Below are 15,191 nucleotides of genomic sequence, written 5' to 3' on the forward strand. Positions count from 1 at the left end.
TAAATTGATGTTATTTCGGGTTATTGGTTGGGTGGGGGCGGGTTTATAAAGATTATTTGTGGGTGAGTAAAATTCTGGCGAACCCGCCCCTACATTTTCAGGAACGTAAATTCATTGACAATACATTTTTGTTATCTAATTTAATATTAACTTTATTGGAATTGTAAAATTTTTTAGATGGGTGCATTTCATCGGTTTCCCACTTATACGGATTGTTGATAATATATTCCTGAATTTTTGCAAACGTTGTCTCATCGCGAATAATATGTTCATAATAACCCCTTTGCCATACATAGATTCCTGAAACATGACGCAGTTGATTTATCCGACTGGAAGAAAATGTTTTCAAGCCTCTCACAATTTCCGATAAGCCGTGACGTTGATCCTGATTTTTTATAAGGATAATTCCATGAATATGATTCGGCATAATAACAAAAGAATCTAATTCAACATGAGGATATACTGTCTTGAGGTTAAACCAATTAAAGTTAACCACTTCACCGTAACGGCTTAATAGCATATTCCCTTGTTCTATGTCACCTAATAAACACTGACGTTGCCAGATACAAATTGTCACAAAATATGCACCTGGTTGGCTATAATCATATCCTGGTAGACGAATAGAACGGCGATGATGGATATGGGGATTGTATTTCATATTTTTTTTTTGCAATCAATAAAATACCGAATATTATATCACAATCCTTACGGGGCGGGTTCACCGAAATATATGACACCCAACAACGGAGCGTAAAAACCCGCCCCCACCACACCCAAATATTAATAATTCATTGAATTTAACCATTAAATTGATGTTATTTGGGGTTGTTGGTGGGGTGGGGCGGGTTTTTACAGATTGTTTGTCGGTGACAAAATCCCTGGTGAACCCGCCCCTACGAATTGATGTTATTTGGGGTTATTGGTTGGGTGGGGGCGGGTTTATAAAGATTATTTGTGGGTGACAAAATCCCTGGTGAACCCGCCCCTACGAATTCTGTTTTTAGGATCGTACATTCATGAACAATTTATTATTTCCTCTGTTCCCTCCTTTGCAAATCTCGCAATTGCTTCTCTACCTTTTCCACCATTGGCAAATCTCCCAAGGTTGTATATCCATCTTTTGCCATTCGCAAATATTTCATAGCTTCCAGATTATTTCTCATCGCTGAATGAACTTGCCCCAATCCGTATCGAGCGGCTGTCAACTCCTCAATATCGTCTGGTTTCGCCGTATTAATGACCTTGGAATAGTAGACTTCTGCCTGGGGAACCAGTTGTAGCTTTTCCAGATACATATCGCCCAAGGCTCGATTAATTGGCGGTGTTTCCACTCCGGCTTTTTGTATATTTTCTAAAATTTCTATTGCTTCGGCTATCAAGTTTGTGTTAAGATAAACGCTAGAAATGGCTAATTTTTTGGCGTTTTCGTTAGGTACTTGTTTGTCGATCGCCCCAACCTCACTTTTCACCCTTTCCACCTCAGTCTCATCCAGCAAGCTAAACTCGATATCCCCCTCCCCAACAGCACTTTCTGAAGAAACACCCGTATTCGCCTCGACAATCAATCGGTACCTAACACCCGGTTTCAGCGCCGGTTCCCCCGGATACACAGCTTCAGTACCGTTAACAGTCATTTCCCAGTTTAATTTCGCTCCATTTTCCCGGAGGCTCAACTTATAGCTAGTAGCACCAGCAACCGGATTCCACCGCAAAATTGGCTTGCTGTCGAGCAATTTTGTCCGCCGTGGACTGATAATATAAGGAATGGGCGCGCTATTCCAAGCAATTTTACCGTCGCCGCGATCGGGACATTTAATCAAGTCGGCGCTGCAATCAGCTTTCGACTTTTCCTTGGCTAACAAACAGCTATTCAATTGATTTTCACTCCCTGCGATCGACTTAATTCCCAAATCTGCACATTGCAGCGTCAGTTGGGCGTTTTGTGCTGTTCGCAGTGTGTCTCCCGGATAAATCGGCGTACCGCTGGTAGGGCGGACAATTAGCCCGTTTTGGCGCTCGATCGCAACTTCCCCGCTACTATGGATAATCAGTCCGTTGGATATTCTGTTACTGGCTGCTAGTGCGGTAGTTGCGATCGAGCTTAAAGCTATAGAAACTGCAATCCTGATTTTCACTTGATATTTCCTTTTATTCGTAAATGTTGTTTAGCACTTTGGATACATTGCTCTTGTTCTGGTACGCTAGATTTAGAATATTTAATCGTTTTTTCCCAGTGTTCTAACGCTTCATGGGGCTTACCTTTAGTTTCCATAACCCGTGCTAAAAAACAGTGAGATTCCGGGCTATTGTCTGTCAATCCAATTGCTGTTTGAAAATCTATCTCTGCATCGTCATACTGCTGTTCTTTAAACCGTATCCAGCCACGATTTTTGATACAAGCAGCTTTTACACCGTCGTATTTAGCGTGTTCTAAACAAAGGTTGATCGCCTTTAAAGCTGCTTGATGTTTATCCTTGCGAATGAATAATTTAGATATTTGAGCAGAAGCATCAGGAAGTCCTCGCAATACAGCATTTTGCATGGCCTCTAACGCACCGCGATCGTCATTCAATTCGTCGCACAACATAGCTAAATTATAGTAAGGCTGTGCATAATTAAGGTTAATTAAACTTGCTAATTTGTAGAATTTTTTCGCAATTAAAGGTTTATTTTGACGGTGGTTTTCCATGCCAATTTGATTAGCAACTGGGGCAAGTATCGGGCCCATTAACATATAACTGCTAGCGGTAGTAGCTAAACCGATTCCCAGGCGCTGCATCAAATTAGAAATAAAAATAGAGATATCGTTGTTTGGGCGATCGTCCACCACATCATCCGCAGCAGCCATCAAAGGGCGATCGCGCTTTAATTGCAGTAAAGTCAACCCATCAAAAGTTGGCTGCTGACAGAGCACTGGTATCGCACTCGCACCGGGAAACTGAGATTCCCATTTCTGTAAATAATCCTTAGCTTTTCGTACTGCTAAAAACAAAGGATATTCTTTGCTTAAATATCCGAATAAAGACTTAACAAAATCGTGAGCAATTTTATCTGGTATCGGCGCACGCATCACAATCATTGACGGTAAAGGCAAGCCTCCAGCTACTAAATCTGCTGCCAATTGGAGGCTAGAACACGAGTTTAAAATTAGCAACTCCAATCCTTGAAAAATTGATTTTTCCAACCCCTCTTTTAAATAGTCTATTGTGACAGTATTATCGCAATCTGCTTCATTAATATGCAGCCATCCATTGACAGCATTGCTATTGCTATGCCCGCCGTAATATAAAATCTGCCAATTTTTTTCATCCTCTAACAACTTCTCGCGTAGCTTTTCCGGTGTTGGCTGTTGCATAAATTCTAACTTGCAGCGATCGCCAAAAGACATTTGAAGACTTTTCTCATCTTGTTTCAGATCGAGTCCGTCACTATTACCGGAGACACATAAAATTCTACCTCGCGAAGGCAGAGGCATTCCGCCTGTAGTTACCTTTTTGAGAGCTTTTCTATACTGGGACGGACTTTTAATTATTTCACAGTTTTTGTAATCTTCGCGAAATTTCCACGCATCCCAAGGCAGATGCCAATTTTCCGAATCTTTGATTTCGAGAAATACTTCAAAGCACCGATCTCGACCACCAAACGCATCGACTACATTTCTAAAATTTTCCTCAATTCCCGCATAAAACTCCTCACTACTCAGCCACAGCCTCATAGATTCATTCAAATATTGATAGATCAATTGAGGATTATCTTCACAAATATTGGTTGTCCCTGTAGCCTTAACTTTAATTCTAGAAAGGATGTTGCTAGATTTTCCCGCACGACAAATAAGTTGCCATCTTTTTTGCAGATCATCAACTTCCGGGGCTGGTGGCAAACTTCCTTTAAATTTATGAACTGTTGTTTGGTTTTCTTGAAACTCCCCTGTGATGTCGGGAAAACCCTTGTGTAGATCCCCCATCCCTAAACCCAAGATAAATCTTAAGCTCATAAATTAGACGCGAGTAGAGTTAATCGAGATATCATACCACAAAATTTTCTGTGACGCTGAAATCATCTAAAGCTACTCGAATACTAAAACTCTCGTCTCGATCGACCTCAATATCCTTCAGCAAAATGTACCTCTCCTGAATCCTTGATTGTGACTCGGTTAGATTTTTACCGATGTCGGAGATTAAGGAAAGTTTAATATTCTGGGGCAGGTAACGTTCTCCGATCGCCGGATGCAGTTGAACGTGAACTCTGACAGTGCGATCGCTCTCTTCAGCAATCGCCACCAACAAAGCCACCGTTGTCCTTCCCAGCCGCATTCCCAAGTCAATCAACTTAGCCCGCGTGACATCGGCTTCGGGAAACCTATTGATGCTACTTTGACTGCTCTGTAACGCAGATTCTTCTCTCGAATTTCCACCTCCTCGTAATGCAAAACTGGGGGTTTCGTCAGGAGAAATCAAGTTTTTTAAATTTTGTTTACCTCGATCCAATTGCTGCAAACATCTGTCTACAAAATTTTGCCACCAATTGCCTAACTGAGATTCAACCGGATTTTGAATCTCCACCTGAGAAGTTTGTGTCTGCTGGTTAAATACCGCTTCAAAAGGCAGCCAATCAGCCGTAAATACATTCATCAACCACTGACTGAGGTTAATTTGAGATTCCAACAAATGTTCTAGATGCCCTAAAAAATCATCCAGGGAATGCAATTCGCTCAATACTAATTCCCCCGCATCCGCATTGGGAGAAAAACCAAGCAATCTCGCTTCCTTTTCCTCCTCATCAATTTCTACAGCAATATAGCCAATGCGTTCTGCCCTTGCTTCCACCGGCACCGGGCAAATCTCAGGCGGATGTGCAGATGAATTCTGGTTGCCAGTTTCTTGAGTTTGATGTCGATTTTTAATTGGACGGCATTCGATTTTTCCCAATCCTTTAACATACAAATCTCCCGCATCTGCAAACAGGCGAATTACGGGATTCCAGCTATCGCATTCAGTCAAGTCAGTCTCAATATCGATGATTTTTAGATAATCGCGAACTGCCAGCACTGCCAAAGTATTGAGATAAACTTGCTCGTGCCTTTGCGGGTGGCGCTGTTGGGTGGCAAACTGCTGAGCAACTTGCAGTGCCTTCTGAGTAATTGGCATCGGCAAAGATTCGATTTCCCAAAGGTTGTTATGGTTCATTGTTTTGGTACACTCCTGGTATATTTAAAGTTTGATATCCTTGGTCTTCGCAAAATTTTTGCAGCAGATGACGGCAGTCATTGTTGAACAATTGATATAAAGTAGAATGCGCGCAGCCAAACTCTTTGGCGAGTTCTTTAAGACTTTGACCGTACAAACATTTTCGCTGCAATAAAACTTGACAATTTATCTGCGGTTTGCCTCTAACGTGTCTGCTTTTTAACTCGTTATTTGGATCGGTTTCTATCCATGCGAGAAGTTCGTCCAAATAGAAACTTACATCATAATCGGCGGCGAGATAGTCAATGGGATTGATGGTTTCTTTGTCTTGTTTTCCTTCTGAGGACGCTATTCGACGGCGGTTTGGTGTCTCACTTTCTTTTATTGGGGCCAGACGACAATCAAAAAGCCGCCTTTCGAGATAGCTATTTAACCAAGTAGTAATCAGGCTTTCTTCGGGATCGTAAGGTCGTTTTGCTGTGGTAGCTTCACATAAATTTCGATTGAGATAGATCCAGGTTTCTTGCAATGCCTCTTCATAGTAAGGTGTTTTTGGTTTCCAGAGTTTGCCGGATTTGATAATCTCTCGAATTAGTTGATTCAAGAAACGACTTCGCCTGATACTGCCGGGGGGCTGTTGGCAAGCTTTGGTGACGAGTTCGACGATTTGCTGGTGTGCGGGATCTCGATCGAACTTTTCCGATTTTACTGAGCACCCAACAGCATCGGTTTCGTCGGATAAGTGGTCTTCCCCCTCGGAGGGGTTGGATTTATCAGTCATAGTTAAGTGCGGCCGCAACTTTGTTCCTACATTTATTTATCAGGGTAAGTTGGAGGAATTTATGCGAAATTCAGAAATTTTTTTCAGAGGATGGTTGAAAGTCTTGCTGTGCGGTGGATTGGGCAGTTGAATTAGATGTGAATTTTTGTTAAGACGCATCAAAACCTGCATAAACCGGGTTTTTGCGATTTATGCAGGTTTGTAACGAAGTCTTCTGCGAAAAACCCGGTTTCTGACCACCAGTGCGTTATTCGATCGCCCTTAAATCCCCAAAACACCCGTTATTCCGTACTTCCACGCAGTGTTTGTCAAACTTTATCAAAAAAAACTTGAGAGTTTTGCATAAAACTACCGAGCTCACCCTGATAAATAAATAGAAAGAACAAAAAGGCTTGAGGGGCGATCGATCTTTAGTGTTAACAAGCAGATCGATCGCGCAATCCGGCTATCTCGCAATCCCGAACTCCGGCTCTTGTTGAAACAAGAGCCTCAAAGCGAAAGTCGTCGGTCGCCGACTGAAGAATTTACCAGTCCTCTTTGAGAGGACTTTCGCTATGAGGCGGGGAATTCATTCCCCGCCGGATTCTGGGAAAGCGCGTTATTCGATCGCCCTTAAATCCCCAAAACACCCGTGGTTCCGTACTTCCACGCAGTCTTTGCCAAACTCGACCAAAAAAACTGGAGAGTTTTGCATAAAACTACCGAGCTCACCCTGATAAATAAACAGAAAGAACAAAAAGGCTTGAGGGGCGATCGATCTTTGGAATGAGAATTAAATAACTTCCACAAGTTTGTGGGATGGGCGTCCCGCCCGTCCTTTTTGGATGGGCTCTTAGGCCCATCCCACTTTCAAGAGTGGAAGTTATTTAATTCTCATTCCTTAGCAAAAGGCAGTAGCTTCAACATTAATCAAAACCAACAAATTGTGGTAATCAAGTCCCCTTACGACGACGAGATTTCTACTTGAAATACTAAACTAAATCAAACCTACATTCCTTACGGTAGAGAAGGAATAATAGGACAACAACGTCAAGCAGTTGAAGATAGTAATGCTGGCAGCAATAGGGTTTTGCGTAGTGCGTCCAAAGCTTCTGAATACTATGATAATGCTTCTTGGGACTTGCTCGATGCTCTCGAAAACGGCACAGTTAAACTAGAGGCAATATCAGATGATAATTTACCAGAAATCATGCGAGGGATGACGCTAACAGAAAAGAGAGCATATGTTGCTGGAAAGAAAACCGAAAGAGAAGCGATTAAAAAGACCATCCGCGACTTATCTCAAAAGCGTACAGCATATATTGAACAACAGCGCCAATCTAGTACCAAGAGTAGTGAAAATACTCTCGATCGCGTAATGATTCAAAGTCTCCGCCAACAATTAGCCGCTAAAGGATTTAAGCTTAATTAAAAGAACGCAGACGACATTTCATCTGCGTTCATCTGTGTTTATCTGCTAATATCTGCGGTCAAAAAATCCCAATCTCCCAATTTAATATCATGGTCGATCGACCACGCTCAAAAGCTGGGGCGGGTTTACAGAATCTCTCGTTTCTATAGTAGATATTGGTGAACCCGCCCCTACAGGAATTATGGTCAATTCGCCTGACATGAGATAACTACTTCGCCGCAGGTAAAGACAACTGAGGCGAAGTTTTAGGGTAGCTTCCATTCACGGGAATCGCATCCGGTTCCTGCGAAAGCAAAAACTCGCGAATAACCCTAGCAACTGCTCTTTGAGCTAAACCGCCGACTACTTTCTGCCCCATATTCTGCACTTGGGGTTTCACCAACAACTGCGGCAATAGCTGCAATACTTTCGTCCCGTCAAAACCGGGAGTTGATTGCAAAATATCCCAAATCCGTTTGATGTGTTCTAGGTTTTTTTGTTCAGTTGGTGAAACCACAGGTTGATTTGCCTTGACTCCAAACCATTCGCCGACGACTGCTTTGGCGTTAGCAAAGGCGTTGCTGGAAAGTGTGTCGAGACTTTTGACTAATTCGAGGACTATACGATCGCGAATGAAATCTCCTCTTTCGGAAAATAAATATTCTAAAGCTTGGTTCAAGATTTTGCTGACATCGTAATCATCGCTCTCGCGGGCATTGTTGAGCAAGTTTTCTAAGCGGTTCCAGCGGAATTCGCCTTGTTTGAACAGCAAATCTTGCAGAGATGCTCTCAATTCCGGTGCGGGGTCGCTCAACAGCCGTTTTGCTACGTAAGGATAGGCTTTGCTCAACACTTTGAATTCTGGATCGACATTAATGGCAATCCCTTCTAACGTAACGAGCGATCGAATAATCAAAGCATAGTAAGCTGGAACCCGGAAAGGATATTCGTACATCACCGCCGAAAGTTCGTCAGTAATGCTTTTGAAATTGAGTTCGGCAACGCTAGCACCCAAAGCATTGTTAAACACGCCGGCCAAAGCTGGAATAATTGGCGTCAAATCCGTATCGGGCGTTAAAAACTCCAACTTGACATAATCTTTTGCTAAACCTTCAAAGTCGCGGTTCACCAAATGCACCACAGCTTCCAACAAGCCGTATCGCTGATAAGGTTTAACTTCGCTCATCATCCCGAAATCGAGATAAGCTAATTGACCGTCAGGAGTTGCCAAAAGATTGCCGGGATGGGGGTCAGCGTGAAAGAAACCGTGTTCTAGGAGTTGTCTGAGAGAGCATTGCACCCCCACTTCAATTAAGTAAGGAGCGTCGATTCCTTGAGCTTTAACGGCCTCTAAATTCGTAAGTTTGATGCCGGTGATCCACTCCATTGTTAAGACGCGGCGGCGGGTATATTCCCAGTAGATGCTGGGAACATAAATGTCTTTGATGTGGCCGTATAGTTGGGCAAACCGTTCGGCATTTTGACCTTCGTGGGTGTAGTCCATTTCTTCGTAAATGCGCTCGCCCAACTCGTCCATAATTGCTGCGAGGTCACTGCGAATTATTTTGAAGGTGTTTTGCGCCCAAACTGCAACGCGCCGCAGGATGTAAATATCTAAGCCGATGTTTTCGGCTAAACCCGGTCGCTGGACTTTGATTGCGACTGTTTCTCCGGTTTTGAGTTTGCCTTTGTAGACTTGTCCGAGAGATGCTGCTGCGATCGGATCGGGGCTGATTTCTGCGTAGATGTCTTTGGGGTGGGCGCCCAATTCTTCTTGGATAAATTGATATGCTACTTCGTTCGGAAATGCTGGCAATTGGTCTTGCAGCGTTGTTAGTTCTTCTAAATATACTGGCGGTACTAAGTCGGGGCGTGTTGAGAGTGCTTGTCCGATTTTGATGAAAGCTGGGCCGAGTTGACCCAGAATTTCTCGCAGTCGGACGGCGCGGCGCTTTTCGTTGGTGGCGGTACGACCTGTTTTCCCGTCGAACCATACACTGAAGGCAAAGCTAAAAAATGTCCAAACAACGCTCGACAGCCTTCCCCAGACTTGTAGAGGTCGATTTCGGTACAGGGCTGCGATCGCCACTGGATCGTACCGAACAGCATCTCCGGCCAACTCGAAAGCTATGTCTCTGGCTGATTTGAGCCGATCGTCCGTTACGACCTCTGTCTCTAATGATACTGGTACTGCTTGCAGGGGAATTGTGTTTGCATCTTGGAGATTGCTTAGTACAGCCTGAGTCCCTGAATTTACATTAGTTTGCGGGGAGGCTGGCGATACTGTCTTGACATTCATAAATCAGACCTAGTGTGAAGCATTGTAAATATATTGTAACAATTTAAGGAAGAACACCCTTCTTCCTTCTTATATATACTTACTCGCCGCTGGATCTTTGGAGTCGATCGCGAATGCCTGAGAGTTGCGATTGGCTGCTGACGGGCGATCGAGGTTGGGGCATTTCGGTATCGGGCCAGTTCGGTAAGTCGTTACAGGGACAGAACTCCGGGGGCATTCCGGTTTGTTGGAACACTACGGGCATAGCGCAGCGCGCGCAGGGACTGATTTCCCAAGCTGGTGTCAGCAGTTTGGCAATTGTTTCGTTTGTGCCGTCGAGGTAACAGTCTCCGCTGTCGCGGGAGATGATTTTTTGCCAGCAGTCTTCAAATTCCTGGCTGTAGCGATCGCCCGCATTTACCGATTTGGGCAGCAGCGCTTCGGAACCGTTGTAAATTAATACTTTTTTGCCTAACTGAAACCAGTAAGCAATATATTTTCTTACTTCACTCTCTGATGCCATAACTTTTAGTCAACCCTTCAACTAATTGATTAGTTTAGACTTTTAATTGGAAATTCCTACTCTTTCTTAAGAGACATTTTATCTTTTACAGAATTTCAAAATTTGGCTATTCCTCATGTCAAATTGTTGAGCTGTCCCCCAAGTGAGTATGTTTTTTGACTAATTTATGTGAGTCTTGAATTTTCAATCTTACTTAATGAAAATTCTACCTGATGTTCAGTTAAAATTGTCGTTCGGGAAACCGATATATTTTCTCTCTTGTCGATCGCGACTCCGGCTGTTAATTTTTCGCTACGGGCGGCAGCGGTGTACCCAGAGCCCTTAGATCCAAGGCGTAACCTCCGGTGGCGAGATAAACAGTATCGGCGATCGCCCCGATGTGGCGCACGAGAGTACCGAGACGATCGCGAAACAGCCGCCCCGCCGGATAAGCAGGCACAACACCCCATCCGGTTTCTTCCCCTACCAAAATTACATCAGCCGCCGCCGACTTCAAACAGGCGAGCAAATCTTGCTGCGTAGTAGCCCAAACAGCAGCTTCTTGTTCCAAAAGATTTGCCGTCCAAGTTCCCAGGGAATCAATCAACAAACATTCTGACTCCAAGGCCGATCGCACAACTGCTGACAAGTCGATCGGCACTTCTAGAGTTGCCCAATCAACAGGACGGCGATTTCGGTGCTGTTCGAGGCGACGCAGCCACTCCAAATCCGTTTCATCAACCTGACCGGTAGCCACATAGATTACTTGTTTTCCCGAACCCGCCGCCAGAGTTTCGGCCCATTCACTTTTGCCGCTTCGGGCCGGCCCAGTTACTAAGATTAATTGTCTCGATCTGGTAGGTTCTGAGTTAGTCATTAGTCAGTCGATTTTAGATTTTAGATTTTAGATTTTAGATTTACTCCACAACAAATGATTTGGGGAGATTGAAGTTTGGTTAAAATTTTTGGGCTGCTCACGACTAATGTTGCGGGCTTGTCTCCCTTCTTTGGGCGGGGTCACATACAAAGGATTAAACATAATTCCCAATTGCCAATTCCCAATTAGCAATTACCAATTATGATTTAAACGGCCAACTACCAAATGCTTTTTAAGCGATAATAGCATTGATGAGACAAGATCAGAGTAAGTCGATCGAGAACCCCCGTATTTCCCAAGCTGTTATTTATGCCAGATCATCCTCAGATATCAGCGATTATTTGCACCCACAATCGCGCCGCCTATTTAGGTGGGGCGATCGACAGCTTGCTGGTACAGGATTTTCCCGACAACTTTGAAGTAGTAGTAGTGGATAACGCTTCTAGCGATTATGCCAGCCCCGAAAGTTCGATTTCGCGCACCCGCGAGGTGGTAGAAGCAAGACAGGGTGATGGCCGCCTCAAGTACGTCTGGGAACCCGAAATCGGTCTGTCAGTAGCCCGGAACACCGGCGCAAAGGAAGCTAGCAGCGAAATATTAGCTTATCTCGACGACGACGCTATTGCTGAGCCGAATTGGCTCAGGGTGCTGCACGCGGCTTATCAAAGCAATCAAAAACTCGCCGTAGCTGGTGGCAAAGTCAATTTGCTCTGGCCTTCTGGAGTCAGCCCGCCCGAATGGCTGTCACCGGGATTAGCCCAGAACTTGGGAGCATACGATTTAGGCGACACTTGCCTGTACGTGACTGCTGCCGGTTTGACTCCCAGGGGTGTAAACTACTCAATCCGGCGCGCTTTTCTCGAACAAATTGGCGGCTTCGATGTCAAACTCGGTAGAGTCGGCAAAAAGTTGCTGTCAAATGAAGAGTTGCGGGCCACAGAATTAGCTTTAGAGTTAGGTTGGCAAGTAGTTTATCTACCGGAGGCCCTGGTGCTTCACCATGTCGCGACAGAAAGGCTCAACAAAGCTTGGTTTCTAGAGCGCGGGTGGTGGCAAGGCATCAGCGAGTGTTATCGCGAACAATTGTCCGATCGAGCCGGTATTGCTCAGCTTGGGCGGGGGGGTGAAAGAATCTTGAGGGGTGTCTGGAAGTCTTTTAAATATATTAGAGATCCAGGGCTGCGTTTTGAAAATTTCGTTTTTGCCTGGGGTCAAATCGGTTATTTGATCGCAGCCATCCGCGGCGTGATTTTTGCACCGAAATCGACCAGCAGGCATTAGGCTATAGGCAATATCCCTCGCTGCTCAAGTCGTCGGCCCTGCTGTGCCGATCGCACTTCATCCACAAAAAACTCGACCGCATTTAGGTTCAAGCACTCGATTATGACATCTAGTTCATCCAAGATTCCGGTTTCAGTTCTCATTCCGGCAAAAGACGAAGAACTTAATCTACCAGCGTGTCTGGCCAGCATTGCTAGGGCGGATGAAGTTTTCATGGTTGATTCCCAAAGCAGCGATCGCACGGTAGAAATTGCCATCAGCACCGGCGCAAAAGTAGTACAGTTTTACTTTGACAACCGCTGGCCGAAAAAGAAAAATTGGTCTTTGGACAATCTGCCTTTTCGCAACGAATGGGTATTAATTGTCGATTGCGACGAACGCATTCCCCCGGAACTTTGGGACGAAATCGCGCAGGCGATCGAAGACCCCAATTTTGACGGCTACTACCTCAACCGCAAAGTCTTCTTTTTAGGCCAGTGGCTGCGTTATGGAGGCCGATATCCCGACTGGAATTTGCGTTTGTTCAAGCATCAAAAAGGTCGTTACGAAAATCTAGGCACTGAATCCGTCCCCAATACTGGCGACAACGAAGTTCACGAACACGTCATTTTAGCCGGTCAAGTCGGCTACTTAAAAAATGACATGATCCACGAGGATTACCGTGATTTATTTCACTGGATAGAACGGCACAACCGCTATTCTAATTGGGAAGCTCGCGTTTATTACAATATTATTGAAGGGCGCGACGACAGCGGTACTATTGGCGCTCACTTATTTGGAGATGCAGTGCAACGAAAACGCTTTCTCAAAAAAGTTTGGGTGCGGCTGCCGTTTAAACCCATGCTCAGATTTATTTTATTTTACTTCATTCAGCTCGGCTTTTTAGATGGAAAAGCTGGCTATATTTATGCAAGGTTATTGAGTCAATATGAGTATCAAATTAATGCAAAGCTTTACGAGTTGCGTTGTTGTGGCGGTCAGTTGAATGTGGCAGAACCTGAGCCTACTCTGTCGCCGCCAGTAGTTATCACTCAGGAGACAGAAGTGAAATTGCCTTAATATTTTGGAGGCATGGGGGAAGTGGGAATTAGGAATTGGTAGTTGGGAATTGGGAATTACGAAAGCCAGCCCATACCGAGTGGCTTGAGACATTTTCATTTAATAAGTTCTTCGAGGGATGGAAAAAGCAATTTTTCTGCGCTCACTTTTTCGCAATCACAAGGCTGTTGACTTGCGGATATTGCTGATACTTTTCCTAGCAGCAATTGGATGCTTTCTATTAGCAATGGTAGGGTTAATAAAATAATTGATGCAGAGACTAGCAAGCTAATTAAGCCGTCAGCCCAATTCCAGTGCAGCCACGCTACGGCGATCGCCGCTAAAATTACTCCAACCGATGAAAATATGTCGGCGACTGCGTGCAGAAAGGCGCTTTTGAGATTCAAGTCACCGTGACAGCAGGAATGCAAGCAACAAGCATTAATCGAGTTGATGCTTAAACCGACTATGGCGGTAATTAACATCGGGAGCCCTTCTACTTCGGGTGTTGGGGACTGCAAACGGGCGATCGACTCGGCGGCAATCCAAAGGGCGATCGCTACTAAACTGATACTATTAATTAAAGCAGCAATAATTTCTGGGCGGGCGGGCAGGATGCCCACCCCACAGGAAGACTCACTGTTCGCTTCACAGGCATCTTGCCTATTCTTAACAATAGTGCCGATGCCCACCCCACTAGAAGACTCACTGTTTGTGGAACAGGCATCTTGCCTGTTCTTGAGAATACTGCCCGATCTCAATTCGATCGCACAATCTACGGATTTACTTTTGCGTTTGACTGAGGAGTACCAAGTCGCTGTCAAAGTTATTGCTAAAGCTGCTACATCTGAAAAAACGTGACCCGCATCTGCTAATAGGGACAAACTATGAGAATTAAGTGCGGCGATTAACTCTGCTACAAAAAAGCTGCTAAGCAGTACCAATGCTGTTTGTAAAAGTCGCACTTTGCCAATTCTGGGATTTGTATTCTCGCATTGTGCGATATCCTTGGCGTTTTCCGAGTCAAAATTGTCCCTAACTAGAAATGTCATGCAGCAGTCCTTAAGGTTAAACTCGATTTAAAATTAAACATTAAATTAACTATCAATGACCGATTATATACCAAATCCGCACCAAGATCCGGAAAATTCGATCGCAAATTCCCCAAATTCTCAAATAAACGATCGTCCAATTAGCGACAATCACGCAAATACTTTGACAGGCGAATCTTTGGTTGATTTGCGGAAGTACGATCAATCAAAGTTCGATCGAGGAAAGCCTACTTGGCTAATTTTGCTTTGGTGGTTGGTGCAGGCGATCGCATTTCCTCTCACTCCACACCCTTTTAACGGCATCAGAAGCGGCTTGCTGCGGTTATTTGGAGCGAAAATAGGTCGGGGTGTGATCATTCGTCCCACGGCTCGTTTTACCTATCCTTGGAAAATTGCCATCGGCGATTACAGTTGGATCGGAGATGATGTTGTATTGTACAGTCTCGATCGAATTGCGATCGGCAAACACTGCGTCATTTCTCAAAAAAGCTACCTCTGCACTGGCACTCATGACCCTCAAGACCCAGCCTTTCGCTTAATCACAGCACCTGTGATCATTAATAACGGCGTTTGGATTGCCGCCGACTGCTTCATTGGCCCTGGTGTCGAAATCGGTGCTAACGCTTTAATCGGAGCTCGCAGCAGCGTATTTAAAAATATGCCTGCAGGCTTTATTTGCACAGGAACACCTTGTCGTCCCCGCTGTCAGCGAGAAATTAACCAAAGTTCGTAAGGATCGCGAATTAAATAACTTACAATTTTAATTGTTATTGTGGGATGGGCGTCCCGCCCGTCCAAAAAGGACG

General features: G+C 44.6%; 14 protein-coding genes. 4 read left to right on the forward strand and 10 right to left on the reverse strand.

All coding sequences use genetic code 11. From position 1 onward, the window contains the following. Positions 1–97: 97 nt before the first annotated feature. The 5 genes from QUB26_RS07880 to QUB26_RS07900 all read right to left on the reverse strand — a co-directional run bounded on the left by QUB26_RS07880 (position 98) and on the right by QUB26_RS07900 (position 5,967). Positions 98–658, reverse strand: a complete 561-nt coding sequence (locus tag QUB26_RS07880; protein ID WP_333238202.1) for an REP-associated tyrosine transposase — start codon at positions 656–658, stop codon at positions 98–100. Between the two features lie 370 nt (positions 659–1,028). Continuing rightward, positions 1,029–2,135: a hypothetical protein gene (locus QUB26_RS07885; protein WP_333238204.1), complete on the reverse strand. Its 1,107-nt coding sequence runs from the start codon at positions 2,133–2,135 to the stop codon at positions 1,029–1,031. Then, entirely contained in the window at positions 2,132–3,994 is a 1,863-nt protein-coding gene (locus tag QUB26_RS07890; RefSeq protein ID WP_333317389.1) for a CHAT domain-containing protein, read from the reverse strand. Before QUB26_RS07890 ends, QUB26_RS07885 begins: the two co-directional genes overlap by 4 nt. 31 nt (positions 3,995–4,025) lie before the next feature. Further along, a complete protein-coding gene (locus QUB26_RS07895; protein ID WP_333209069.1) occupies positions 4,026–5,186 on the reverse strand; it encodes a DUF1822 family protein in 1,161 nt (386 codons plus the stop codon). Then, the gene (locus QUB26_RS07900; protein WP_333209067.1) at positions 5,176–5,967 is read right to left on the reverse strand and encodes a sigma-70 family RNA polymerase sigma factor; all 792 of its coding nucleotides are present in this window, start codon (positions 5,965–5,967) and stop codon (positions 5,176–5,178) included. Before QUB26_RS07900 ends, QUB26_RS07895 begins: the two co-directional genes overlap by 11 nt. Positions 5,968–7,036: 1,069 nt before the next feature. Between QUB26_RS07900 and QUB26_RS07905 the strand changes: the two genes are divergently transcribed. Next, positions 7,037–7,378: a hypothetical protein gene (locus QUB26_RS07905; RefSeq protein ID WP_333238213.1), complete on the forward strand. Its 342-nt coding sequence runs from the start codon at positions 7,037–7,039 to the stop codon at positions 7,376–7,378. Between the two features lie 208 nt (positions 7,379–7,586). On the opposite strand, the gene QUB26_RS07910 is transcribed toward QUB26_RS07905, so the two are convergent. From QUB26_RS07910 to cobU, 3 genes are all read right to left on the reverse strand, one after another. Next, positions 7,587–9,656, reverse strand: a complete 2,070-nt coding sequence (locus QUB26_RS07910) for an AarF/ABC1/UbiB kinase family protein (RefSeq protein WP_333317391.1) — start codon at positions 9,654–9,656, stop codon at positions 7,587–7,589. A gap of 79 nt (positions 9,657–9,735) precedes the next feature. After that, positions 9,736–10,158 (reverse strand): hypothetical protein, encoded by a 423-nt coding sequence (locus tag QUB26_RS07915; protein WP_333317393.1) that lies wholly within the window; start codon positions 10,156–10,158, stop codon positions 9,736–9,738. A gap of 280 nt (positions 10,159–10,438) precedes the next feature. Continuing rightward, complete coding sequence (cobU, locus tag QUB26_RS07920; RefSeq protein WP_333317395.1) at positions 10,439–11,014, reverse strand: bifunctional adenosylcobinamide kinase/adenosylcobinamide-phosphate guanylyltransferase; 576 nt, start codon at positions 11,012–11,014, stop codon at positions 10,439–10,441. A gap of 309 nt (positions 11,015–11,323) precedes the next feature. Between cobU and QUB26_RS07925 the strand changes: the two genes are divergently transcribed. Beyond that, on the forward strand, positions 11,324–12,295 hold the full coding sequence (locus QUB26_RS07925; RefSeq protein WP_333317397.1) for a glycosyltransferase family 2 protein: 972 nt from the start codon (positions 11,324–11,326) through the stop codon (positions 12,293–12,295). On the opposite strand, the gene QUB26_RS07930 is transcribed toward QUB26_RS07925, so the two are convergent. Continuing rightward, positions 12,292–12,510, reverse strand: coding sequence for a hypothetical protein (locus QUB26_RS07930; RefSeq protein WP_333055490.1), 219 nt, complete (start codon positions 12,508–12,510; stop codon positions 12,292–12,294). The genes QUB26_RS07925 and QUB26_RS07930 overlap by 4 nt on opposite strands. Between QUB26_RS07930 and QUB26_RS07935 the strand changes: the two genes are divergently transcribed. Beyond that, complete coding sequence (locus QUB26_RS07935; RefSeq protein WP_333055487.1) at positions 12,437–13,354, forward strand: glycosyltransferase family 2 protein; 918 nt, start codon at positions 12,437–12,439, stop codon at positions 13,352–13,354. The two genes, QUB26_RS07930 and QUB26_RS07935, sit on opposite strands and share 74 nt — an antisense overlap. 95 nt (positions 13,355–13,449) lie before the next feature. Here QUB26_RS07935 and QUB26_RS07940 read toward each other — a convergent pair whose 3' ends face one another. Continuing rightward, on the reverse strand, positions 13,450–14,385 hold the full coding sequence (locus tag QUB26_RS07940; RefSeq protein ID WP_333317399.1) for a cation diffusion facilitator family transporter: 936 nt from the start codon (positions 14,383–14,385) through the stop codon (positions 13,450–13,452). Between the two features lie 55 nt (positions 14,386–14,440). Here QUB26_RS07940 and hpsU point away from each other — a divergent pair, with 55 nt between their 5' ends. Further along, the gene (gene hpsU / locus QUB26_RS07945; RefSeq protein ID WP_333317402.1) at positions 14,441–15,118 is read left to right on the forward strand and encodes a hormogonium polysaccharide biosynthesis acetyltransferase HpsU; all 678 of its coding nucleotides are present in this window, start codon (positions 14,441–14,443) and stop codon (positions 15,116–15,118) included. Positions 15,119–15,191: the final 73 nt, after the last annotated feature.

It is taken from the genome of Microcoleus sp. B4-C1 (assembly GCF_036705285.1).
In the GTDB taxonomy this organism is placed as follows: Bacteria; Cyanobacteriota; Cyanobacteriia; order Cyanobacteriales; family Microcoleaceae; genus Microcoleus.